This is a genomic window from Corallibacter sp. (assembly GCF_048381695.1).
GTDB lineage: Bacteria > Bacteroidota > Bacteroidia > Flavobacteriales > Flavobacteriaceae > Corallibacter > Corallibacter vietnamensis.
In genome coordinates, this window is record NZ_JBLXHI010000001.1 from 37,691 (window position 1) to 63,227 (window position 25,537).

Consider the following 25,537-nt stretch of genomic DNA (forward strand, 5'->3'; position numbering starts at 1 on the left):
TTTTGAAAATGAACCTTCAACCCTTAAAAATACCAGCAGGCTGGACAGTTGATTGGAATTTGTTAACAGATACAGATCCAACAGAAGACACCATACACGAGTTTACAAGCAGTTCTCTATTGCTTATTAGTTCACACACACGATTAAAAGCTATTGATGTATCATGGCGACCAGAAGGCGATATTAATGGTGCGTACCAATTGCAGGTTATTTGTTTACTGCCAAAATTCAATACTAAAACCAATACACTAGACTATGAAGGCGTTTGGGAAGCGCCAGAATTAGAGTTTTCTACCAAAAACCGATTAGAACTAGTTGATAAGCTAAATCATTTACTGTTTTATTTAAAGCCTTACACAGATACTCGCATTTTACTACAACCTGGTGTTGTAGACGAACCTAATGAAGCTATAAGACAAGAGTTGTTAACTAACGATTTAACAAAAGAACTTGTAGAAAGAATAATGACATCTAACCATAAAAAACTTCAAGAGTTACTATTAGACCACAAAGCTGTTACCAATACTGATGTAGAAAAATTATCGCAAGATGGCGCTACTAAAGGCGTAAAAAACAAAGCAAAGCAATTGCTAAATAGTAAACAGTTTAGAAATCAAAAATCTGAAGCATCGTCGGACGCTGATAAAGCTAAACTCATTTCATCAATTACAAATAAGATGGAAGCTGTTCTTACAGAATTAAAGCAGCTAAAACCAGAAAAAGAATTCACACTTAAAACCCATGAGCCCAATGGCTATTGGAGCTTCTATTGGAAAAGCATAAAACTTTGGAAAACCGAACATTATTTAAAAGAATGGTTTACTATTAGTTTATATGGTAATAGTGATGCGTTTTCATTAAGTGGCTCTCATGGTATTAAAGATGTTTTTGAACAACTTGAAGACGGACATTTTCTATATAAAGAAAAAACAATAGAAACCCTTTTTAAAATGCTTGATACTATTGAAAAGCAAACCAAAGCGTCTATTTTAAAAGCTATTGACCAACAATTTGACCCTAATTATTAAAGCTCATTTTTTATAAAAACAAAACAAAGCACACTATTGGAATTAAAGACTGAATTTTGAAAGAATTTTGCACTCTTATTTAAATAGCCGATTTTAGTATATTAAAAACAGCCTGTTTTATGAAATATATCCTCTCTCTTTTGGTATTAACCTTCATGGCATCCTGTGCCCCAAAATCAGACTACAAAAGAAGCAAAATAAACCTTGAAGGCTACTGGAAATTTGCATTAGACAGTAATGCCGTAGGAGAGAACGACACTTGGTTTTCATCGGTATTAAACGACTCTATTATACTTCCTGGAACTACTGATCAAAACAAAAAAGGGTATAAAAATACTGATACAACCAGTATGCATTTAAACCGAGTATACACATACGAAGGTATAGCATGGTACCAAAAAGAAGTTTTTATTCCTGAAAGTTTTAATAATAAACATATCACTCTAAACCTAGAACGAACCAAAACTTCAAAAGTATGGATTGATAAGCATGTAATTGGCACTTCTCAAATTTTACAGTCAACTCAAAAATTTGATGTTTCAGACTATCTGTCTCCTGGAAAACATACCATAACCATTAAAATAAATAACGACTTAAAACTAACGCCCTATGGCAATGTGCATATTTACAGTAACGACACGCAAACAAACTGGAATGGAATATTAGGGAACCTCTTTTTAGAAGCCACAGATAAAACCTATATTAAAAACCTACAAGTATACCCAGATATAAAAAATAAAAAAATTACAGTGAATCTTGGCATAGAGAACAAACTCAACATTCCTGAAGGAACTATTGTTCTTAATGTTGAAAAAACCATAAACGGCATCACAACAAAACTCCCATCAAAAACCATACAACAGACTTTTAAAAAAGAACTCGTATTAGATTATGATTTAGGAGAAAACATGAGTATTTGGGACGAATATCAACAACCTCTTTTTAAACTCACTGCAACCATTCATAGCGATAAAATAACGGATTCAAAAACAGTTTCATTTGGTATGCGAGAATTTAAAGCCAAAGGCACGCAATTTACCATAAACAACAGAGTCACTTTTTTAAGAGGTAAGCATGAGGCTGCTGTTTTTCCCATTACAGGATTTCCTCCTATGAATGTCAAGGATTGGGTAAACATATATAAGATTGCTAAATCTTACGGTATCAACCACTATCGTTTTCACACATATTGTCCACCTGAAGCTGCTTTTACAGCTGCAGATCAAGAAGGTATATATTTACAAGTTGAATTACCTTTCTGGGGCGGACTAGATAGTGACTCAATCATGAAAATGCAAAGAAGAGAAGGATACGCTATGTTGGACGCTTACGCAAATCACCCATCATTTGTAATGATTTCTCCTGGTAATGAAATTTGGAGTGGACATGAAAGAGTTAAAAAAAATATGACGGCTTTAAAACTACACGACAATAGGCCTTTATACACAATGGGATCTAACAATAATATTGGATATATGAAACCCGAACCCTATAGCGACTTTTTTGTTGGCGCTCGTATACCTGAAAATGGCAACGCAACAATTGGGCACACTAGATTAACCCATGCTTTTCCTGATGCTATAGATGGTGGAATTTTAAATACCAAAATACCGTCAACAACAACTACATTTAAATTTCCTGTAGATCACATAAACATGCCCATCATAAGCCATGAAATTGGTCAATATCAAATATATCCTGATTATAATGAAATAAAAAAGTACACAGGTGTTCTTAAAGCTGATAATCTAGAAATTTTCAAACAACGATTAGAAAAATCTGGAATGAAAAACATGGATCATATGTTTCAGAAAGCTTCAGGAGCTTGGTCTGCGCTATGCTATAAAGCTGAAATGGAAGCCGCAATAAGAACCAAAGGTTTTGGCGGGTTTCAATTACTTGATTTGCAAGATTTCCCAGGACAAGGCACTGCTTTAGTTGGCGTTTTAGATGCTTTTATGGACAGTAAAAACGTAGTAACTCCAAAAACATGGAAACAGTCTTGCAATGACATTGTTTTGCTTGCAGAATTCTCAAAATATTGTTGGACCACCAATGACACTTTTAGTGCTAAAGTAGTTGTTGCTAATTATTCTGATTCAGCTATTGATAATACCGTAACTTGGAGTTTAAATAAGCCAAATGGTGCTACTATTAAACAAGGAACATTTGATACTAAAAGCATAGCCAATCAAGGTTTGTCTGATATTGGATCTATACAAGCTGATTTTTCAGACATAAAAACTAATGAAAAATTAATTCTAAATCTCTCTATCTCTAATTCTGATTATAGTAATTCATATCCTATTTGGGTATATCAACCTATAGAAAAACTTGAACCATCTGAGATTGTAATTACCGAAACTTTAAAAACGTCTACGTTAAATGCTTTAAAAGAAGGCAAAAGTGTTTTGTATTTCCCTGATGTAAACTCTATAAAAACGAATAGTATTCCGGGGCTTTTTCCTCCTGATTTTTGGAATTATGAGATGTTTAAAAACATAAGTATAAACTCAAAAAAGCCAATTTCTCCAGGAACTTTAGGCTTATTAACAGACCCAAACCATCCTATTTTTAATAGTTTCCCAACTGATTTTCATACAAACTGGCAATGGTTCTCGATTATTAAGGAAAGTCATTCGCTTGTATTAGATAAATTACCAAAAAGCTATTTACCTATTATTCAAGTTATAGACAACTTACAAAGAAACCACAAATTAGGATTGATATTTGAATTTAAAGTTGGAAACGGAAAACTGTTAGTATGCATGTCTCAATTACAAAAACTTGTAGATAAACCTGAAGCACTACAGCTATATAAATCTATATTAAACTACATGAATTCTTCCGATTTTAATCCAGAACAGAGTTTAGATATAAGCAGCTTAAAAACTATATTTTAAACAAAAAAAAATACTCATTGTAAATAAGTTTTTACAATGAGTATTCTAATTTATTAATAACCTTTATTTAAAAATTACAGCTGGAAATCTCTGTAACACGTAATGTATTCACCATACCTTTTTCTTGAATTGGCATTGCTGCAAGACTAACAAGCATATCGCCTTCTTTTAGGTATCCTTTTTTACAAGCAATTGCGTTTACATCTTCTATAGTTTCATCAGTACTTACAAATTTATCATAGAAAAATGCATTAACACCCCAAAGCAAGCTTAACTGTGTTAAAATACGTTTATTTGAAGTAAAAACTAAAATATGAGCGCTAGGTCTCCATGCGGAAATTTGAAATGCTGTGTAACCGCTATTTGTTAAGGTAGAAATAGCACTAGCATTTATTTCATTGGCCATATTTGCTGCATGATAACAAATAGATTTAGTAATATATCTTTTTGTACGAATGTGAGGCGGCATTTGTGGCACTTTAATAAGTGAAGAATCTTCAACACTCTTTATAATATTAGACATTTGTCTGATAACTTGAACAGGATAACTACCTACAGATGTTTCTCCTGAAAGCATAACTGCATCAGCACCATCCATTACAGAGTTAGCAACATCATTTACTTCAGCTCTAGTTGGTGTTAGGCTAGAAATCATGGTTTCCATCATTTGTGTTGCAATAATTACCGGAATTCTAGCTTGCTTTGCACGAAGTACTAATTTTTTTTGAATTAACGGCACTTCTTCAGCTGGGATTTCAACACCTAAATCACCACGCGCTACCATTAAACCGTCACAGTATGCTACAATTTTATCAATGTTTTCTACAGCTTCTGGCTTTTCAATTTTTGCTATGATAGGTATTTTATGGTCGCTATGTTCATTTATTAATGTTTCTAGCTGCATTAAGTCTTCAGCATGACGCACAAATGATAATGCAATCCAGTCTACTTGTTGATTGATAGCAAAAATAGCGTCTTCAATATCTTTCTCTGTTAAAGCAGGTTGCGAAATATTTGTGTTTGGAAGATTTACACCTTTTTTAGACTTTAGTGGTCCACCTTGTATAACACGAGCAGTTACTTCACTCTTTTTATCAGTAGAAACTACTTCAAAAATTAATTTTCCGTCATCTAATAAAATACGCTCTCCTGGTTTGGCATCTTGCGGAAAATTATCATACGTCATGTAAACACGCTCTTTTGTTCCTTCAAAACGTTTTCCTGTAGCAAAAACAATCTCGTCTCCTTCATTTACTATGACTTCGCCCTTCATAGTACCAACGCGAAGTTTAGGACCTTGTAAATCGCCTAAAATTGCTGCGTTGTAACCAAACTCATCGTTAAGCTCGCGTATCATCTTAATACGCTCTGTAACGTCACTGTAATCAGCGTGTGAAAAATTGATTCTAAATACATTTACGCCTTCATCAAGCATTGCTTTTAAAACTTCTTTTTTGCTGGTTGCAGGACCTAATGTTGCTACTATTTTTGTTTTTTTTCTGTTTAACATCTAATAAAATATTAAATTGTTTTTTGATTTTATAGTATCCACATCTACGTTGTAAGCCGTTATTATATGTGGTATTTCTTGAATATTGCTTAGAGTTTTTTTACTGTTTTTAGATAAAAGCCCATCGTCATTTATCTTTAAAAAATAATTCACTCTTTTATATTCTGGTATTAAGTAAAAAGTGTTTTGACGTGTGGCTTGAGAATGAAATAATGTGTTTTCCTGTGGTTGAATCACTTCTTCTATTCTGCAAACATTAGACACCAAATGCCAAGTTACTTGTTGTTTTATGTCTTCCCATTCAAAAATGGGATATTTAGCAAGTGTATTAAGGTCTATATCTTCGCGTTTTCGTTTCAGGTTTAAACCCAATTTTTTGTTTAAAAAATAAGCGAGTCTATAACCTTCTATAGAACAATGAACTGCTATTAATGTATAGTTTACATCATCAATAAAATCATCAAGAATTAACTTTTTTACAGCCATTTACTCAAACTAATATAGGGGTAAATATAGTATTTATAACGATTAATAAAGTTATCTTTTCCTTAATATTATTCCGAAAACGTTGTAGTTAGCAGGGATTTTTTATAAAGATGATATTTTAATCTGATAGTGTTTTAGAAATCTGTTTTTGGAAAACAAAAAAGGCTCGTTTTGATGCTTTTTCTTCTGCTTTTTTCTTGGATGTAGCTCGGGCTTTTGCTACAATTTTTTTATCAATAGATAGTTTTACGGAAAAGTGTCTTATATCATCATTTCCTGTGTCATCATAAACATCATATTCAAAAGTTTTCTTTTCTTTTTGACACCATTCTATTAATAAACTTTTATAGCTTATTACTTTTCCTTCTAACTGCTCAATATCAACGTAAGGTATAATAACACGATTGTAAACAAATTTTTCGCAATACTTGTAGCCTCTATCTAAAAAGATTGCTCCAACTAATGCTTCAAATAAATTTCCGTGAATGTTGTCGCCAAACTGGCCTTTAGGTATTTTACTTTCTATATGTTTTATTAAGCCAAGTTCTTTTCCTAATTCGTTTAAATGTTCTCTACTTACAACTTTAGAGCGCATTTTGGTAAGATAACCTTCGTCACCGCTAGGTACTTCAATAAATAAGTGAGAGGCTATTACAGAGCCTAACATAGCGTCTCCTAAAAACTCTAACCGTTCATAGTTTATAGCATGCCCTGAAGCATCTTTGATATTCATTGAACGATGCGTAAAAGCAGTTTTATAAACATTTAAGTTTTTTGGTTTGAATCCTAAAATTTTTTGGATAGACACAAAAAAATTCCCGTCTGTTTTAGAACGGGAATTTAATATGTTTCGAATGTGTTTCATTCGTTGTTTAATCAATTTTTTTAAATAATACGCAGGCGTTGTGTCCTCCAAACCCAAACGTATTACTCATAGCGACTTTAACGTCTCTTTTTTGTGCTTTGTTTAATGTTAAGTTTAATTTGGCATCAATATTCTCATCAACAACTTCATGATTTATTGTTGGTGGAACAACACCATGCTCTATAGCTAAAATAGAAGCAATAGACTCAATAGCACCTGCGGCTCCCAATAAATGGCCAGTCATAGACTTGGTTGAGTTTATATTGATGTTTTTTGCATGATCTCCAAATACTTCAGAAATTGCTTTTAGTTCAGCAACATCTCCAAGAGGTGTTGATGTACCGTGAGTATTGATATGATCAACCTCTTCTGGTTTTATACCAGCATTTTCTAAACAATTTCTCATTACAGCCATTACACCTATTCCGTCAGGGTGAGGTGCTGTCATATGATGCGCGTCTGAAGATAATCCACCTCCAATAACTTCGGCATATATTTTTGCGCCTCTTGCTTTTGCATGCTCATATTCTTCAAGAATTATAGCTCCTGCTCCTTCTCCTAATACGAAACCATCTCTGGTTGCATCAAAAGGTCTAGAAGCTGTTTCTGGACTATCGTTTCTTGTTGAAAGTGCATGCATGGCATTAAAACCACCCATTCCAGCAATGGTAACTGCTGCTTCACTACCACCAGTAACTATAACATCACAATGCCCTAAACGAATATAGTTTAAAGCATCTATCATAGCGTTTGCTGATGATGCACATGCAGATACTGTAGTATAATTAGGCCCCATAAATCCATGTTTTATAGATATGTTTCCTGGTGCAATATCTGCTATCATTTTTGGGATAAAGAAAGGATTAAACCTTGGTGTTCCATCTCCAGATGCAAAGTTTAACACTTCATCCTGAAAAGTTTCTAAACCGCCTATTCCTGCTCCCCAAATAACTCCGACTTTCAATTTATCAACAACCTCTAGATCTAGTTTGGCATCTGCTATTGCTTCATCAGAAGCTACCATAGCATATTGCGTAAACTTATCCATTTTTCGAGCTTCTTTTCTGTCAAGAAAATCGGTCGCGTTAAAGTTTTTTAATTCGCAAGCGAATTTAGTCTTGAACTTTTCAGTGTCAAAATATGTTATTGGCGCTGCACCACTTTTCCCATGTATTAAACCATCCCAATATGTTTCTTTGGTATTGCCTATAGGAGTAAGTGCACCTAAACCTGTAACTACAACTCGCCTTAATTCCATAAAAGGTATGAATTATTTTGCTTCTTCTATATATGAAATCGCTTGACCAACTGTTGCAATGTTCTCAGCTTGATCATCTGGAATTTGAATATCAAATTCTTTTTCGAATTCCATGATTAACTCTACTGTGTCTAATGAATCTGCTCCTAAATCGTTTGTGAAGCTAGCTTCAGTTACAACTTCGTTTTCATCAACACCCAATTTGTCTACGATAATCGCTTTTACTCTTGATGCAATGTCTGACATAATTTTTTAATTTTAAGTTTTAATTAGGACGCAAAAATAAAAAACTTTATTTTAAAACATACCTTTCCTTGAAAAATGTGTTTGTAATTTAATAAAAATCCTTTGAAGTATTTGTATTTTGCCTTCTAATTGTTAATAATTATTCTTTTTTTTGTTCAAATAATCAAAACTATATTGTCTGTAAATGAAGCGTATTGTAATTTTTGCGTCCGGAAGTGGTACTAATGCTGAAAATTTAATCAAGTTTTTTCAAAACAGAGAAACTGGTTCTGTTATTCAAGTGCTTACAAACAATCCCCATGCCAAAGTTTTAGAGAGATGTAAAAAACTAAATGTCAGCGCTTTATCATTCAACAAAACAGCCTTTACAAGTCAAGATGATGTTTTAAACATTTTAAAAGCATCACAACCTGATATAATTGTTCTTGCTGGTTTTCTTTGGAAATTTCCTGAAAATATACTTAAAGCTTTCCCTAACAAGGTTATTAATATTCATCCTGCGTTACTACCAAAATATGGAGGCAAAGGCATGTATGGTATGCACGTTCATGAAGCTGTAATTGCTAATAAAGAAAAAGAAACAGGTATTACTATTCATTATGTAAACGAAAACTATGATGAAGGTGCTATTATTTTTCAGGCTAAATGCTACATAGACACATTAGATAATGCTAATGATGTTGCTAGAAAAATTCATGAATTAGAAATGGCACATTTTCCAAAAGTCGTTGAGCAATTACTAAAAGGTTAATTCACTATCCTCATATTACCAAGGCTTTTTTAGCTATGTCAAAAAAAAAGAAAAAATACTACACCGTTTGGAAAGGTCATAAAACTGGCGTTTTTGAGTCATGGGATGATTGTAAAGCCCAAATAAAAGATTTTCAAGGCGCTCAATACAAATCGTTTCCCACGTTTGAAGCCGCTAAAAAGGCTTTAAAAGGTAATTATTTTGACTACGTAGGAAAAAACAAAACATTTAAAAGTGAACTCTCTGAAGAACAATTAAAAAAAATAGGTCAGCCTAATTACAACTCTATCTCTGTTGATGCTGCCTCTTCAGGAAACCCTGGTATAATGGAATATCGTGGTGTAGACACCAAAACAAAAAAACAACTCTTTATTCAAGGACCTTTTGATGAAGGCACAAATAACATTGGTGAGTTTTTAGCTATTGTTCACGGATTGGCATTTTTAAAACAACATAATAGTGACCGCATTATATATACCGATTCTAAAACTGCTATGAGTTGGGTACGAAAGAAAATGTGTAATTCTAAATTAGAACGCAACGCAAAAAATAAACCTGTTTTTGATTTAGTAGACAGAGCAGTAAAATGGCTAAAAGAAAACCACTACACAACAACTATTGTTAAATGGGAAACCAAAGCCTGGGGAGAAATCCCTGCTGATTTTGGGCGAAAATAGTAGTTAACTACAAATATGGTCTCATAAAAATTAATTCGGTAATTAGTAACTAAAAACCGTATATTTGCAACAAATTTTCAAAACGCTTTATGAGCAAACTAGTAATCGTAGGTACTGTAGCTTTTGATGCTATAGAAACCCCTTTTGGTAAAACCGATAAAATACTTGGTGGCGCAGCCACATTCATTGGTCTAGCCGCATCTCAATTTAATGTTGATGCAGCTGCCGTATCTGTAGTAGGAGGAGATTTTCCGCAAGATTATCTTGATTTATTAGCTAATAAAAATATAGACACAACAGGTATAGAAATTGTAAAAGAAGGAAAAACATTCTTCTGGAGCGGAAAATATCATAACGATATGAATACGCGTGATACACTTGCAACAGAACTTAATGTTCTTGCTGACTTTAATCCTGTTGTTCCTGAAGACTATAAAGATGCTGATTATGTCATGTTAGGAAACTTACACCCTATTGTACAAATAGGTGTATTAGAACAAATGACTAAAAAGCCAAAGCTTGTTGTTTTAGACACAATGAATTTTTGGATGGATAACGCTTTAGAAGACTTACATAAAATAATAAGTAAAGTAGACGTTATTACCATAAATGATGAAGAAGCCAGACAACTTACAGGTGAATACAGCCTAGTTGTTGCAGCTAGAAAAATTCATGAAATGGGACCAAAATATGTGGTGATTAAAAAAGGAGAACATGGTGCATTATTATTTCATAATGACAATGTGTTTTATGCTCCTGCATTACCACTAGAAGAAGTTTTTGATCCAACTGGTGCTGGCGATACATTTGCCGGAGGATTTATTGGTTACCTAACAAAAACAGACGATATCTCTTTTGATAACATGAAAAACGCTGTTATTTATGGCTCAACACTCGCATCATTTTGTGTTGAAAAATTTGGAACAGAACGCATGCAAACATTATCAAAACAAGACGTTCATAAACGCTTACAGCAGTTTAGCGATTTAACACAATTCGATATCGAATTATCATAAATACAAGCGCGCTCATTTGGAGCGCGTTTTTCATTCTGAATATATTTCAGAAATTAATTTAAAGACAAACTATACAACACAACACAATGAGTGACGCTTTAAAACATGAATGTGGTATTGCACAAATTAGACTTCTAAAACCTTTAGAGTACTACAAAGAAAAATATGGCAGTGCCTTTTATGGTGTAAACAAAATGTATTTAATGATGGAAAAACAGCACAATCGTGGTCAAGACGGTGCTGGTTTTGCAAGCATTAAACTAGACACAAATCCTGGCGAACGCTATATAAGCCGAGTACGATCTATAGCGCAACAACCTATACAAGATATTTTTGCTCAAATAAATGAGCGTATAAACAAAGAACTTACTGAACACCCTGAATACTCAGATAACGTAGCTCTTCAAAAAAAACATATTCCTTATGTAGGCGAAGTACTTCTTGGTCATGTGCGCTATGGAACTTTTGGTAAAAATAGCGTTGAAAGCGTACACCCTTTTTTAAGACAAAACAACTGGATGCATAGAAACCTTATTGTTGCTGGAAACTTCAATATGACTAATGTAAACCAGCTTTTTGACGGGCTAGTAGAACTAGGACAGCACCCAAAAGAAAAAGCAGATACGATTACCATCATGGAAAAAATAGGACATTTTCTTGATGATGCCGTATCTAAAATTTATAAGAAATTAAAAAAAGAAGGCTACAGCAAGCACGAATGCTCACCACTTATAGCAGAACGACTTAATGTTGCCAAAATACTAAAAAAAGCTTCTAAAAACTGGGATGGTGGTTATGCAATGGCCGGACTATTAGGTCACGGAGATTCATTTGTATTACGTGATCCTGCCGGAATTAGACCTGCATACTATTACAAAGATGATGAAATAGTTGTTGTAGCTTCAGAACGCCCTGTAATACAAACCGTATTCAACGTAGATTTTGACGATGTAAAAGAATTAGAGCCTGGCCACGCCATTATCACAAAAAAATCTGGAGAAGTTTCTATAGACAAAATTATTGAACCTTTAGAGCGTAAAGCTTGTTCATTTGAGCGTATTTATTTTTCTCGTGGTAGTGATGCCGAAATTTATCAAGAACGTAAAGATCTTGGTAAACTACTTATGCCAAAAGTGCTCAAAGCAATAGACAACGACACTCAAAATACCGTGTTCTCTTACATACCAAATACAGCAGAAACATCATTTTTTGGTATGATAGAAACTGTTGAACAGCATCTTAACGAAAAGAAAACAAAAGCTATTATTGCAGGAGATGGAAAACTATCTGCTGAACGCGTAACAGAAATCTTATCTGAACACCCGCGTATTGAGAAAATAGCCATAAAAGATGTAAAATTACGAACCTTTATTACAGAAGATAGTAGTCGTGATGATTTAGTTGCACACGTATATGATGTAACTTATGGTGTTATAAAACCAACTGATAACCTAGTAATTATAGACGATAGTATTGTAAGAGGTACAACACTCAAAAAGAGTATTATAAAAATGATGGATAGACTACATCCTAAAAAGATTGTTGTTGTTTCATCTGCACCACAAATACGCTATCCTGACTGTTACGGTATTGATATGGCTCGCCTAGAAGACTTAATTGCTTTTAGAGCCATGCTAGAACTTCTTGAAGAAAACAACAAGTACCATATGGTAAAAGAGGTTTACGATAAGTGTAAAGCTCAAATTAACCTTAAAGATAAAGATGTCCGTAATTTTGTAAAAGACCTATATGCGCAATTTACAGATGAAGAAATATCAAATAAAATTGCTGAACTAATATCTGATGATACTGTAAACGCTGAAGTAGAAACTATTTTTCAACCAGTAGCCAACTTACACAAAGCGTGTCCTAAAAATTTAGGGGATTGGTATTTTACAGGTAATTATCCTACAGTAGGAGGTAATCGTGTTGTTAATAGAGCTTTTATTAATTTTTACGAAGGAAATAAGGAAAGAGCCTACTAATCAATCAATTAGAAGCGATTATTAATCGTAAAAATTGCGCGTTTTATCTAAAATTAATGCATTTCATCTGATTTATAGTTGTAAATAATAAAATAACATATACATTAGAATCACCATAACATAAGTAGGTTAAGTTCATGGTAGATTTGGGGCAAAAAAAGGTGAACACTTGTTCGCCTTTTTTTATTTTATACATCTAAAATATTGAAAGCCACACTAAAAAAACCTTCACCAAAACCTTTTAGACCAAAATATAAGTCGTTTGTCTAATAATTTTCTTGTTTATAAAGTTATAATTACCTTTGTGTCACCATAACATAAGTAGGTTAAGTTTATGGTAGATTTGGGGCAAAAAAGGTGAACACTCGTTCACCTTTTTTCATTTTTAAAAAAGGTTTTGAGTTTAATTAAATAAAAAAGCGCATTGAAAATAATTCAATGCGCTTTTTAGTTTTTGTACGTTTATATACTATTTAGCTTCAGCATAACGTCTTTCAACTTCATTCCAGTTAATCACATTAAAAAATGCTTCAATGTAATCTGGTCTTCTGTTTTGATAATTTAAATAATATGCATGCTCCCAAACATCTAATCCTAAAATTGGAGTTCCGCCACAGCTTACACCTGGCATTAATGGATTATCTTGATTTGGTGTAGAGCAAACTTCTACCTTACCACCTTTGTGCACACACAACCAAGCCCAACCAGAACCAAACTGTGTTGCAGCAGCTTTACTAAAAGCATCTTTAAAAGCATCAACATTTCCGTATGCTGCTTCTATAGCGTCTTTAAGCTCACCTGATAAACGTCCTTTTCCTTCAGGATTCATTACATCCCAAAATAATGAGTGATTGTAAAATCCACCACCGTTATTTCTAACAGCATTGTTGTCCATATCTAGGTTAATAAGAATATTCTCTATTGTTTTACCTTCTAAATCTGTTCCTTCAATTGCAGCATTTAATTTAGATGTATATCCAGCATGATGCTTTGAGTGGTGAATCTCCATTGTTCTTGCATCAATATGAGGCTCTAAAGCATCATAAGCATATTTTAATTTCGGTAATTCGAAAGCCATAATATTTTTGTTTTAAATTGTTTATATTCTATTCTGTTTCAAATTTACGGATAATAGACTGCAATAAAAAATAATAAATCGTTATGAAATCATTGATAGTTTTTATCTTGTATCAAATTTCTTTTTCATAAAATGAATGATTCGTCGTCTTTTTTAATTTACAATGCATCTGCCGGAAGTGGTAAAACCTTTACTTTGGTTAAAGAGTATTTAAAAATACTTATTAAGTCAAACAATTCTCAACAATTCAGACACATACTTGCAATAACCTTTACTAATAAAGCGGCTAGCGAAATGAAGGTTCGTATCATTGAAACACTTAAAGCCTTTTCTTCTGATAGTATTTTTAATGATGAAAACCCGATGTTTAAAACCATTTGTGAGGAATTAAACATAACTGAAAAGGAACTTTACAACCGATCTAAAAAAACTCTAGATGCCATAATGTACAATTACGCTGCATTTAACATTTCTACCATAGATGGGTTTACACATAAGCTTATTAGAACATTTGCTTATGACTTAAAGTTACCTTTAAATTTTGAAGTTGAACTAGATCAAGATACCATGCTTGTTGAAGCTGTAGATCGTTTAATTTCTAAAGCAGGTACAGATAAAAAACTAACGGAGGTACTAGTAAACTTTGCTATTGAAAAAGCTGATGATGATAAGAGCTGGGACGTTTCATTCGATTTTAATAAGATTGCCAAATTACTGGTAAATGAAAATGACTTACCTTTTATTGAAGCGCTTAAAAACAAAACTTTAGAAGATTTTAAAGCGTTAAAAAAACTAGTAAAAAAAGAACTTTTAGAAACAGAAAACACCTGTGTTGAAATCGCTAAAAACACCCTTGTACTTATAGATGAATGCGGCTTGCAATACAACGATTTTACCAGAAGCTCTTTACCTAAACACTTTGACAATATATCAAACAAAAAATTAAGTGTGTCTTTTGATTCTGGTTGGCAAACAGACCTAACAGAAGGCAACACATTATATCCCAAACGTGTAAGCACAGATATAGCATCAACTATAGATACTATTCAACCCAAACTTGCGCAAGCATTTGTTGACACAAAAAGACTGATATTTCATTATAAATTCCTTTTATCATTTTACAAAAACATAACACCTTTATCTGTCCTAAATGCCATAAATAATGAGCTTCTTGTATTAAAAGACGAGCAAAACAAAATGCTTATTTCAGAATTTAATGCAATAATAAGTGATGAAATAAAAAACCAACCAACACCATTTATTTATGAGCGCCTTGGCGAAAAGATAAACCACTATTTTATTGATGAATTTCAAGACACTTCATTTTTACAATGGAAAAACCTAGTGCCGTTATTAGACAATTCACTATCTCGTTCAAATGGTGGCGTTATGCTAGTTGGAGATGCCAAACAAGCAATTTACAGATGGCGTGGTGGAAAAGCAGAGCAATTTATTGATTTATACAACAACACCAAAAACCCTTTTCAACAAAACCCTCAAGTTTTAAGCCTTAATGCCAACTATAGAAGTTTTAAAGAAATAATAAACTTTAACAACCTGTTTTTCAAATATTTATCATCTACGTTTTTTAACAGTGTTGTGTATGCTGATTTGTATGCAAATGCTTCTCAGCAAGATACAGCCTCACAGCAAGGGTATGTAAATCTTAATTTTTTAGATTTTTCTAAAGAAGACGATCGAGACACATTATACACAGAAGAAACATTAAAAACAATAAAGCAATGCCTTGACAATGGTTATAAGTTTAAAGACATAACAGTTTTGGTAAGAAAAAAGAAAGAAGGTGTTGCTATTGCTGATTATTTAAGCAGTAATGACATTCCTATTATGTCTTCAGAAACATTACTCTTAAAAAATGCGCCTGAAGTTGTTTTCATTCATAACATTTTAAAATTAATATTACAACCAGACAACAACGAGCTCAAAGTTGCTATTCTTATATTTCTATCAGAAAAACTCAATATAAGCAACACGCATTCGTTTTTAAAATCTCATGCGCATCTAGAAACGTCTAAACTATTTAAAAGCCTTGAGTCATTTCAAGTATTCATAAACATTGACTCTTTCGCGTTGCTACCTCTTTACGAAATAGTAGAAACCATAATAAGAACTTTCAAATTAGTACAAACCTCAAATGCTTATGTACAATTTTACCTAGACCTTGTTTTGGAATATTCACAAAAACAAACAGCTGATATAGCAGGATTTGTAAGTTATTTTGAAAAGAAAGAAAACAATTTGAGTATTGTAACACCCGAAGGTCAAAATGCAGTTCAAATAATGACCATCCACAAATCCAAAGGTTTAGAATTTCCTGTAGTTATTTTTCCTTATGCAGATTTAAACATTTATAACGAAAAAGAACCAAAAGAATGGATGTCAATAAATCCAGATATTTTTAACGGGTTTTCTCATACGCTTCTTAATTACAATAAAGATTTTGAGTTTTTCGGTGATGAAGGATATGCTATTTACAACAAGCATCAATCAGAACTTGAGTTAGACAATATAAACTTACTATATGTTGCCTTGACTAGAGCATCAGAGCAACTCTACATTATTGCCAAACATGACATTAACAGCAAAGGAGAAATAAGCAATAAAACCTACTCTGGTTTATTAATCAACTATTTACAAAGCTCTAATAATTGGGTTAACAACCAACTAAACTATAGCTTTGGAAACCCACAAAAAGAAAGCTCTAAAAAAGAGGATACAAAAACGCAAACACAGCAACAACAAGAGTTTATTTCAACAAACAAACAAGACCACAATATAAAAATTGTTACTAGCTCTGGATATTTATGGGATACAAAACAAAAAGATGCTATTGAAAAAGGACTTCTTGTACACAATATTATGGCAGAGATAAAAACAGATGTTGATATAGATTTTGCTCTAAACGATTTTTTAAACAACGCCATAATAACCAAACCTCAACAAACTTTACTAAAAGACACTATTCTACACATAGTTCAGCATCCTAACCTTAAAACATACTTTACATCTAATAACACTATTTATAACGAGCGAGACATTATATGCAGCTCTGGTAAAATAATAAGACCTGACAGACTTGTTATTACACCAAACAATGAAGCCATTATAATCGATTATAAAACTGGTGCTGAAAACAATAAATATCAATACCAATTAGAAGAATACGAAACGGCTTTAAACGAAATGAAAATAAAAACGATTAAAAAAATTCTTGTTTATATAAATGAAGATATAACGGTAAAAGAATTTTAAATTTGTAACAAACTAAAAAACCATGTACGGAAAAATTAAACAACACTTACAACAAGAAATTCAAGATATAAAAGACGCTGGTCTTTTTAAAACAGAGCGAATTATAACAAGCGCTCAAGGAGCTGAAATAACTTTAAATACAGGAGAAACTGTTTTAAATTTTTGTGCCAACAACTACCTAGGACTTTCTTCTCACCCTGAAGTTGTTCAAGCTGCAAAAGATACTATGGATACTCATGGTTTTGGAATGTCATCAGTAAGATTTATCTGCGGAACACAAGATATTCATAAAGAACTAGAAGAAAAAATAGCATCTTTCTATGGCACAGAAGACACCATTTTATATGCAGCAGCATTTGATGCTAATGGAGGAGTTTTTGAGCCTTTACTAGGAAAAGAAGATGCAATCATTTCAGATTCACTAAACCATGCCTCTATTATAGATGGCGTAAGATTATGTAAAGCTGCAAGATACCGTTATCAAAACAATGATATGGCTGATTTAGAAAAACAGCTCATAGCAGCAAACGAAAACGGTGCTCGCTTTAAAATTATTGTAACAGATGGTGTTTTCTCAATGGATGGCCTTATCGCACCACTAGATAAAATATGTGATTTAGCAGACAAATATGACGCAATGGTTATGATAGATGAATGTCATTCTGCAGGTTTTATAGGAGAAACAGGTCGAGGCACACTTGAAGAAAAAGGTGTTTTAGATCGTATAGATATCATTACTGGTACATTAGGAAAAGCACTAGGAGGTGCAATGGGTGGTTACACAACCGGAAAAAAAGAAATTATTGAATTACTACGTCAAAGATCAAGACCTTATTTGTTTTCCAACTCTTTAGCCCCAGCTATTGTTGGCGCTTCAATAAAAGTATTTGACATGCTAGCCAAAGACACAACCTTACGTGATAAGTTAGAATGGAACACAAACTACTTTAAAACAGAAATGAAAAAAGCCAAATTTGACATTATAGACGGTGACTCAGCTATAGTTCCAATTATGCTATACGATGCTAAACTATCGCAAACAATGGCAAACCTTTTACTAAATGAAGGTATTTATGTAATAGGCTTTTTCTTTCCAGTAGTCCCAAAAGAAAAAGCAAGAATACGCGTACAGCTTTCGGCAGCTCATGAAAAAGAACATTTAGACAAAGCAATTTCAGCTTTTATCAAGGTAGGCAAAACTTTAGAAATAATTTAAATTACATAGAAACACGCCTATTTTAAGGAAAATATTCAATATTTTTCTATATTTGTCTTTGTTAATAACATTTAACAACTTACTTTTGCTTACAATTAACACTTAAAAATTAAATTTTTGAATATGAAAAATCTTAGCAGATTATTGTTCGCTATGTTGCTTATGATTGGATTTAGCAACACTTATGCACAAGATGAAAACAATCCTTGGGCGATTAGTTTTGGCGTAAATGCAGTAGACTTCTATCCAACAGGAGAAAACGCGCCATTAGGTGACTATTTCGATGAGTACTTTAACGTTAGTGATCACTGGAATATTTTACCTTCTCTATCATCGCTTACTGTATCTCGTTATTTAGATAGTGGTTTCTCTATCGGAGCTACAGCTTCTATCAATAAAATCGAAAAGTTTGGAGATGACACTTTTAGATATAAAGATGTATCTTACTACGGTCTTGATGGTACTGTAAAGTATAGCTTTGCTGGTTTACTTAACTCAACTTGCATCGATCCTTATTTAGGAGTTGGTGGTGGTTACACTTGGGTAGATGAAATTGGAGCAGGTACTCTTAATGGAACTATCGGAATTAACTTTTGGTTTACAGAAAACCTTGGTCTTTCTTTCCAATCTGCATACAAACACGCTTTCGAAGATTACTTAAGCACTCATTTCCAACATACAGCAGGTCTTACTGTTAAGTTTGGTGGAAAAGATACTGACGGTGATGGCGTTTATGACAAAGATGATGCTTGTCCTGAAGTTGCTGGTTTACCAGAATTTAACGGGTGTCCTGATTCTGACGGAGACGGTATAGAAGATGGTAAAGATTCTTGTCCAAACGAAGCTGGTTTACCAGAATTCAACGGATGTCCTGATACTGATGGTGATGGTATTGCTGATAAAGATGATGCTTGTCCTACTGTAGCTGGATTAAAAGAATTAAACGGTTGTCCAGATGCTGATAACGATGGTGTTGCTGATAAAGATGACAAATGTCCTAACGAAGCAGGTCCTGCTGCAAACGGTGGATGCCCTTGGCCAGATGCTGACGGTGACGGAGTATTAGACAAAGATGATCAGTGTCCAGATGTTGCTGGTACTGTTGCTAACAACGGATGCCCAGAAGTAACTGAAGAAGTTCAAAAAACTTTAAATGCTTACGCTAAAACTATCTTATTTGATACAGGTAAATCTTCTATCAAAGATGAGTCTGAAAAAGCATTAGCTGATATCATTGCTATCTTAAATGAGTACCCAACTGCTAAATTTACAGTTGAAGGTCACACTGATAGTGTTGGTAGAGAATCTACAAACCAAAGACTTTCTGAAGCTAGAGCTCTTTCAGTTAAAGAATACTTAACTGCAAATGGTGTTGATGAGTTCAGATTATCTTCTAAAGGATATGGTGAAGCTAGACCAATTGACTCTAACAAAACTAGAGCTGGTAGAGCTAACAACAGACGTGTAGAAATCAACTTAGTAAAATAAGTTTTTCCAAACTCTGTTTAAATAAACATAGAAAAAACGCTCCGATATTCGGAGCGTTTTTTATTTTTATACAATGACTAGTTTTATTAATGATGTACTTAAAGATTTACACACCAATAAGTATAACTTATCGGAACTTATATTTGTATTACCTAGTAAACGTGCTGGTATATTTTTAAGACACGAACTTTCTAAAGTAGAAAGAAAGACACTTTTTTCTCCACAAATAATAAGCATTGAAGAATTTGTAAGTGAGCTATCTCAACTTAAATCTGTTTCTAACACAGAGCTTCTTTTTGAGTTTTATGAAACCTATAAAGAATTAACTAAAAAAGAGGCAACAGATACTTTTGATTCGTTTGCTAAATGGGCGCAAATTCTCTTACAGGACTTCAATGAAATAGATCGATACCTCATAACACAAGATCATCTCTTTGACTATTTAAGTGCTATTCAAGACTTAAAACACTGGTCAAATAAAGAAAACCAAACAACTTTTATAAAAAACTACCTTTATTTCTGGAATAGATTAAAAATATATTACGAGGCCTTTACATCCAGCCTTGTAGATAAGAAAATAGGTTATCAAGGATTAATATATAGAGAAGCTGTAGACAATATTGAAAGCTATATACAAAACAGCACAAATAAAATGCATGTGTTTCTCGGTTTTAATGCTCTTAACAAATCAGAAGAAACAATAATACAAGAGTTGCTTCAAAATGATTTAGCCAAAATATATTGGGATATTGATCAGGTCTTTTTTAACGACAAAAACCATGATGCCTCACTATTTATTAGGCAGCATACAAACAACTGGAAACATTATAAAACCAATCCGTTTAATTGGATTACTAATAATTACAGCTTAAAAAAGAACATAAATGTTATAGGTGTTCCTAAACAAGTAGGTCAAGCAAAATACATAGGATCATTACTAAAAGAGCTTTCAAAAGATCAAAGTGAGCTAAAAAAAACAGCCGTTGTTTTAGGAGAAGAACAGCTCTTAATGCCATTATTAAACTCTATTCCAGACACCATTCAAACTGTCAATATTACAATGGGATTTCCACTGAAATCGATCCCTTTGGCTGCTCTGTTTGAAAGTTTATTTCAAATACATAAAAAAGTAACAACAGAATTTTATTATAAAGATGTAATAAAAATAATTCAGCATTCATTTATAAAGCCCTTATTTGGTTCTGAAGCTGAAAGCATGATAAAAACTATCAATAAAAATAACATCATATATCTTTCTATTGATCAGTTAAAGCAAATAGCGCCAAATTATGACGCTTTAATAAATATGTTGTTTGGTAACTGGGAATCATCTGCAAACGTTGCTATAAACAACTGTAAATCTCTTATTTTAATCATAAAAGAGTATCTAGATAAAGACAAAGAAAAAAACTTACTACAATTAGAATATCTTTTTAGATTTAACTCCCTTTTTATTGAATTAGAAAGACTAAATGCAACCTATGCACATATTGATAATGTTACAACGTTATTTAGTATATACAAAGAACTTCTTGCATCTGAAACACTAGATTTTAAGGGAGAACCATTAGATGGCTTACAGATTATGGGAATGCTAGAATCTCGTGTACTAGACTTTGAGACCATAATTATATCATCAGTAAACGAAGGTATATTACCTGCAGGAAAAAGTAACAATTCTTTTATTCCTTTTGATGTAAAACTAGAAAACAAGCTTCCTACATACAAAGAAAAAGATGCTGTTTATACATATCATTTTTACAGACTATTACAACGTGCTAAAAACATTTATGTTATTTACAACACCGAGGTAGATGCTTTTAACACAGGAGAAAAAAGTAGATTTATAACACAGCTAGAGCTTGAAGGAGTTCACACTATTTCTCAAAAAATAGTAGCACCTCAAACACCTGTTTTATCAAATAATATAATAAGCATAAAAAAAGATAATGATGTTCTTGATGAAATTAAGAAATATGCATTAAAAGGCTTTTCTCCTTCAGCATTAACTAGCTATATAAGAAACCCTATTGATTTTTATTACCAAAAAGTTTTAAAAATTAAAGAACATGATGATATAGAAGAAACAGTCGCTGCAAACACACTTGGTACTGTTATTCACAATACGCTAGAAGATTTTTATAAGCCATACAAAGGAAAACAACTAACGGAAAACGCCGTATTAAACATGCGCCCTAAAATTGATGAAACAGTAAAACATCATTTTAAGGACTTGTATAAAGAAGGTGACATAAACACAGGAAAAAACTTAATTGTTTTTGAAATTGCAAAACGTTACATCTCTAATTTTTTAGATTTAGAAATACAAGATTTAAAAGCCGGAAACAGTATTGAAATTGTTGCCATAGAAACCGAAAATAGATCTCAAATAGAAATTCCTGAATTAAATTTTCCTGTATACATAACAGGAAAAGTTGACCGTATTGATAAGCGTAATGGAATCACCAGGATAATAGATTATAAATCAGGAAAAGTAGAGCAAAATAAGGTTGAAGTAATAAACTGGGAAGAGCTAACAACAGACTATGATGCTTACAGTAAAAGTTTTCAAGTACTTACTTATGCTTATTTAATGCATGCAAAAACACCATTTACAACACCTATTGAAGCTGGTATTATTTCTTTTAAAAACTTAAGTGCTGGCTTTTTAAAATTTGCAAAAAAGGATCGGGCAGGTTCCTATGCAAAAAAGAACACCAGTATTACTAATGATACGCTTGATTGTTATTTATTAGAACTAAAAAAATTGATTCTTGAAATATGCAATCTTGAAATTCCTTTTACTGAAAAAGATATCTAACTCATTTTTACTATCTTAAGGCTATAATTTTTGTTTTAGAAAGACAAATGTTTACAGTCGTTGTTAAAAATTCGCTTATATCACATTGTGAGTCATTATTGGAAACTCACAACTTTGGTCATAGATATACTGCAAACGGCACAAAAGAACAACAACTAACAGGAATCATTGGGCAATGCGTAGTTATGTCTTTATTTGGTTTAGAAAAAATTACTGGCAATTCGGGTTTTGATAACGGTGTAGATTTGATAGTAAACAACAAATCTATTGACGTAAAAACTATGGGTAGAACTACCCATGTAAAACCTAACTACACAAACAACTTCTTGAAACTTCAAGATTATTTTAAACCAGACATATATATCTTTTGCAGTTATCACAAAAGAAAAAAGATTGTTACTATTTGTGGTTGGATAACAAAACAAGCATTTATCAAAAAAAGGCGTTTCTACCCAAAAGGAAGCATTAGAACAAGAAATGACAGAACGACATTTAAAACATTTGCTGATTTATATGAAATAGACAACAAAGACCTAAATGATGTTAAAAATTTTAATGACTTAAAAACACAAATCTATAGGCTTTAAACCACACTCAAGCTATTATCATAATGTTGGGTAATCTTTTTATATAAAAGCTCTTTATTAACAGGCTTAGTCATATAATCATTCATTCCAAAATCTAGAACACGTTGTCTCGTTTCTTGCATAGCATCAGCCGTTACTGCAATAATAGGAATATTTGTAGCTCCAACTAAATCGCCACTTCTTATAATTTTTGTTGCCTCATAACCATCCATTATTGGCATTTGCAAATCCATTAAAACAACATCATAAACACCTTCTTTTAGAGCTTCTATAGCTTTCAATCCGTTTTCAACAATAACAATTGAGAATTTAGAATATGCGCCTAAAAGTTTTTTCATAATCATTTGATTTACGGCATTATCTTCAACAACCAAAATTTTAAGAGGTTTGCTAATATCCTTATGTGCCTCTTTAGAAAAATTAGTCGCTTTTTTTACTGCAGCCTCTAATGGTATATCAACATACACATCAGTTCCTTTGCCTTCTTCACTTTCTATAGCAATAGTTCCGTTAAATAATTTTACTAAATATTTTGCAATAGTTAACCCCAAACCTACACCTGAAAATTGCCTTTTATGGTCTTGTCTCATTTGACTAAAACTATCATAAACGCTTTCTTTAAGTTCAGAATTAATGCCTATTCCTGTATCAGATACGTGAAATGAAAACCTTGTAAAACCACCTTTAGAAGGACTACAGCGCAACACAACTTTTACAGCGCCAGACTGCGTAAACTTAACCGCATTGCCAATAATATTGTTTATAATTTGTAAAAAACGGTCAGCGTCACCATATACTTTTGTGGGAATACGATAGTCAATTTCAAACTGATAATCGAGTCCTTTCTTTTTTGCTTCAAGTTCCCAATTAGAACTTATTTGATTTAGTTTTAATGATGGGTTAAACGCAGCTCTTTTTAGTTGCAATTCATTTTTTTCAATTTTTTCAAAATCTAAAATATCGTTTATAGTACTTAACAAGCTTACAGAGGCATTTTTAACTATTTCAAAGTTGCTTCTTGTTTCTTTATTCTTTTCGATGCCTAGCTGCTCTTGAACCACACCCATAATTGCATTAATTGGTGTTCGTAATTCATGACTCATATTAGACATAAAATAGGTTTTTAATTGGCTTATTTCTTGAGATTTTTTAAGTGCCAGCTCTTGAGATTTTTCTTTTTCTAATCGTAACTTTTTAATCAGATTTGTCATAGAAATCGATAAGAAAATCACCTCAAAACCTGCTCCAAACTTTGCGCTATTTAGTGTGTAAAAATTATTTGGCAATAAGCTTAAGTTATTCATTACAAAACCTAAAAGACCTATCACTAAAAAGAATATACCTATTGAGAAATAACGGTCTATAGCAACACGCTTAAAACGCATAGAAAACACTGTTGCCAATATTAAAATCAAACTTAAAAGTCCATTTACATTACTTATAGGGTAAGTTAATTTTAAGGTTGTTTTATTTATAAAAGCCATGACAAATAATACAGCTATAACACCGTAAGACACTTGAAATCCTTTATAAAATAAAGGCATATGGTTTTTTACCTTTAAAAAATACTCACAGTATTTTAGTAAGAAGAAGTTTGAAAATAGTGCAGAAATCATAACAGCTCTACTATTAAAGTAGCCTCCTTGCGGCAAGATATATTGAAATATTAAGCCATCTAAAGCTCCTTGTAATAAAGCTATTGAAAACACATAAAAACCATAATAAAGGAAAGACTTTTCTTTTAAACTTGTGTAAAAAAACAAGTAGATTAAACCAGCTAAAAAAAGCAGTCCATAGAAAAACCCTAAAAATAACTGTTGGCTATAGTTTACTTGAAAAAACTCTGATTCACTATATAAATTTAGTGGTAAATTCATTGTTTCTCCATCACTCAAAAAATGCAAGTAAAACTCTTGAGTAGAATTCGCAGGAAGTTCAATTTTAAAAACAGTTGCTCTATGATTTACTTGTCGTTTATCAAAGCTAATTTGATCTCCACTTTTATAATGTGTAATATTCTCGCCTGATATTTGATACAAATCAGCCTGATCAGTAATAGGTCTTGCTGTTTCTAGATAATAAACTCTGGGACTATTTGTCGTGTTTTTCAACATGAATGTCACCCAATAATTATTTGATGTAAAACCTACACTATGATTATCAGAGTTTAGTTTATGAAAAACTAAATCCTTGTTGTTTATAACCTGACTTATATCAAGAGTTTTATCTTTTACGTTTGAGTAAGTAGCGTATTCAAACAGTTGGCCTTCGCTATTTTCTGGGTCAAATTTTTTGTTCTGTGCATAAAGGGAACAACAGAACATTAGTGCTATTAATGTTAATCTCATG

At 32.5% G+C, this 25,537-nt stretch carries 18 protein-coding genes; 11 read left to right on the forward strand and 7 right to left on the reverse strand.

Features of this window, described 5'->3' with window-relative positions; all coding sequences use genetic code 11:
- Positions 1 to 8 precede the first annotated feature (8 nt).
- Both ACN5J3_RS00175 and ACN5J3_RS00180 read left to right on the forward strand, forming a co-directional pair.
- Positions 9 to 1,028, forward strand: coding sequence for a hypothetical protein (locus ACN5J3_RS00175; RefSeq protein ID WP_418510341.1), 1,020 nt, complete (start codon positions 9 to 11; stop codon positions 1,026 to 1,028).
- 119 nt (positions 1,029 to 1,147) lie between these two features.
- Positions 1,148 to 3,931 carry a sugar-binding domain-containing protein gene (locus ACN5J3_RS00180; RefSeq protein ID WP_418510342.1) on the forward strand — a complete coding sequence of 928 codons (2,784 nt, stop codon included), beginning with the start codon at positions 1,148 to 1,150 and terminating at the stop codon, positions 3,929 to 3,931.
- 67 nt (positions 3,932 to 3,998) lie between these two features.
- Here the strand turns inward: ACN5J3_RS00180 and pyk are convergent, their stop codons facing one another.
- The 5 genes from pyk to ACN5J3_RS00205 form a co-directional block, all read right to left on the reverse strand.
- Positions 3,999 to 5,441: a pyruvate kinase gene (gene pyk / locus ACN5J3_RS00185; protein ID WP_418508730.1), complete on the reverse strand. Its 1,443-nt coding sequence runs from the start codon at positions 5,439 to 5,441 to the stop codon at positions 3,999 to 4,001.
- On the reverse strand, positions 5,442 to 5,927 hold the full coding sequence (locus ACN5J3_RS00190) for an IPExxxVDY family protein (RefSeq protein ID WP_418510343.1): 486 nt from the start codon (positions 5,925 to 5,927) through the stop codon (positions 5,442 to 5,444).
- Between the two features lie 118 nt (positions 5,928 to 6,045).
- A complete protein-coding gene (gene rnc, locus ACN5J3_RS00195; RefSeq protein ID WP_418510344.1) occupies positions 6,046 to 6,792 on the reverse strand; it encodes a ribonuclease III in 747 nt (248 codons plus the stop codon).
- 7 nt (positions 6,793 to 6,799) lie between these two features.
- Positions 6,800 to 8,050 carry a beta-ketoacyl-ACP synthase II gene (gene fabF, locus ACN5J3_RS00200; protein ID WP_418510345.1) on the reverse strand — a complete coding sequence of 417 codons (1,251 nt, stop codon included), beginning with the start codon at positions 8,048 to 8,050 and terminating at the stop codon, positions 6,800 to 6,802.
- A 12-nt stretch (positions 8,051 to 8,062) separates the two neighbouring features.
- A complete protein-coding gene (locus ACN5J3_RS00205; protein WP_008269813.1) occupies positions 8,063 to 8,296 on the reverse strand; it encodes an acyl carrier protein in 234 nt (77 codons plus the stop codon).
- A 184-nt stretch (positions 8,297 to 8,480) separates the two neighbouring features.
- Here ACN5J3_RS00205 and ACN5J3_RS00210 point away from each other — a divergent pair, with 184 nt between their 5' ends.
- The 4 genes from ACN5J3_RS00210 (at position 8,481) to ACN5J3_RS00225 (ending at position 12,725) form a co-directional block, all read left to right on the forward strand.
- Positions 8,481 to 9,047 carry a phosphoribosylglycinamide formyltransferase gene (locus ACN5J3_RS00210; RefSeq protein ID WP_418510346.1) on the forward strand — a complete coding sequence of 189 codons (567 nt, stop codon included), beginning with the start codon at positions 8,481 to 8,483 and terminating at the stop codon, positions 9,045 to 9,047.
- Between the two features lie 35 nt (positions 9,048 to 9,082).
- Positions 9,083 to 9,724 (forward strand): viroplasmin family protein, encoded by a 642-nt coding sequence (locus tag ACN5J3_RS00215; RefSeq protein ID WP_418510347.1) that lies wholly within the window; start codon positions 9,083 to 9,085, stop codon positions 9,722 to 9,724.
- A gap of 89 nt (positions 9,725 to 9,813) precedes the next feature.
- Positions 9,814 to 10,740: a PfkB family carbohydrate kinase gene (locus ACN5J3_RS00220; protein WP_418510348.1), complete on the forward strand. Its 927-nt coding sequence runs from the start codon at positions 9,814 to 9,816 to the stop codon at positions 10,738 to 10,740.
- 86 nt (positions 10,741 to 10,826) lie between these two features.
- Positions 10,827 to 12,725, forward strand: a complete 1,899-nt coding sequence (locus ACN5J3_RS00225; RefSeq protein WP_418510349.1) for an amidophosphoribosyltransferase — start codon at positions 10,827 to 10,829, stop codon at positions 12,723 to 12,725.
- A gap of 469 nt (positions 12,726 to 13,194) precedes the next feature.
- On the opposite strand, the gene ACN5J3_RS00230 is transcribed toward ACN5J3_RS00225, so the two are convergent.
- On the reverse strand, positions 13,195 to 13,803 hold the full coding sequence (locus ACN5J3_RS00230) for a superoxide dismutase (RefSeq protein WP_344726807.1): 609 nt from the start codon (positions 13,801 to 13,803) through the stop codon (positions 13,195 to 13,197).
- 132 nt (positions 13,804 to 13,935) lie between these two features.
- Here ACN5J3_RS00230 and ACN5J3_RS00235 point away from each other — a divergent pair, with 132 nt between their 5' ends.
- The 5 genes from ACN5J3_RS00235 (at position 13,936) to ACN5J3_RS00255 (ending at position 23,188) form a co-directional block, all read left to right on the forward strand.
- Positions 13,936 to 17,076, forward strand: coding sequence for a UvrD-helicase domain-containing protein (locus tag ACN5J3_RS00235; RefSeq protein WP_418510350.1), 3,141 nt, complete (start codon positions 13,936 to 13,938; stop codon positions 17,074 to 17,076).
- A 22-nt stretch (positions 17,077 to 17,098) separates the two neighbouring features.
- Positions 17,099 to 18,292 carry a glycine C-acetyltransferase gene (gene kbl / locus ACN5J3_RS00240; RefSeq protein ID WP_418508739.1) on the forward strand — a complete coding sequence of 398 codons (1,194 nt, stop codon included), beginning with the start codon at positions 17,099 to 17,101 and terminating at the stop codon, positions 18,290 to 18,292.
- Positions 18,293 to 18,415: 123 nt separating this feature from the next.
- Positions 18,416 to 19,780, forward strand: coding sequence for an OmpA family protein (locus tag ACN5J3_RS00245; RefSeq protein WP_418510351.1), 1,365 nt, complete (start codon positions 18,416 to 18,418; stop codon positions 19,778 to 19,780).
- Between the two features lie 73 nt (positions 19,781 to 19,853).
- Complete coding sequence (locus ACN5J3_RS00250; RefSeq protein WP_418510352.1) at positions 19,854 to 22,601, forward strand: PD-(D/E)XK nuclease family protein; 2,748 nt, start codon at positions 19,854 to 19,856, stop codon at positions 22,599 to 22,601.
- A gap of 47 nt (positions 22,602 to 22,648) precedes the next feature.
- Positions 22,649 to 23,188 (forward strand): hypothetical protein, encoded by a 540-nt coding sequence (locus tag ACN5J3_RS00255; RefSeq protein ID WP_418508742.1) that lies wholly within the window; start codon positions 22,649 to 22,651, stop codon positions 23,186 to 23,188.
- Here ACN5J3_RS00255 and ACN5J3_RS00260 read toward each other — a convergent pair.
- On the reverse strand, positions 23,185 to 25,536 hold the full coding sequence (locus ACN5J3_RS00260; RefSeq protein ID WP_418510353.1) for a 7TM diverse intracellular signaling domain-containing protein: 2,352 nt from the start codon (positions 25,534 to 25,536) through the stop codon (positions 23,185 to 23,187). The two genes, ACN5J3_RS00255 and ACN5J3_RS00260, sit on opposite strands and share 4 nt — an antisense overlap.
- Position 25,537: the final 1 nt, after the last annotated feature.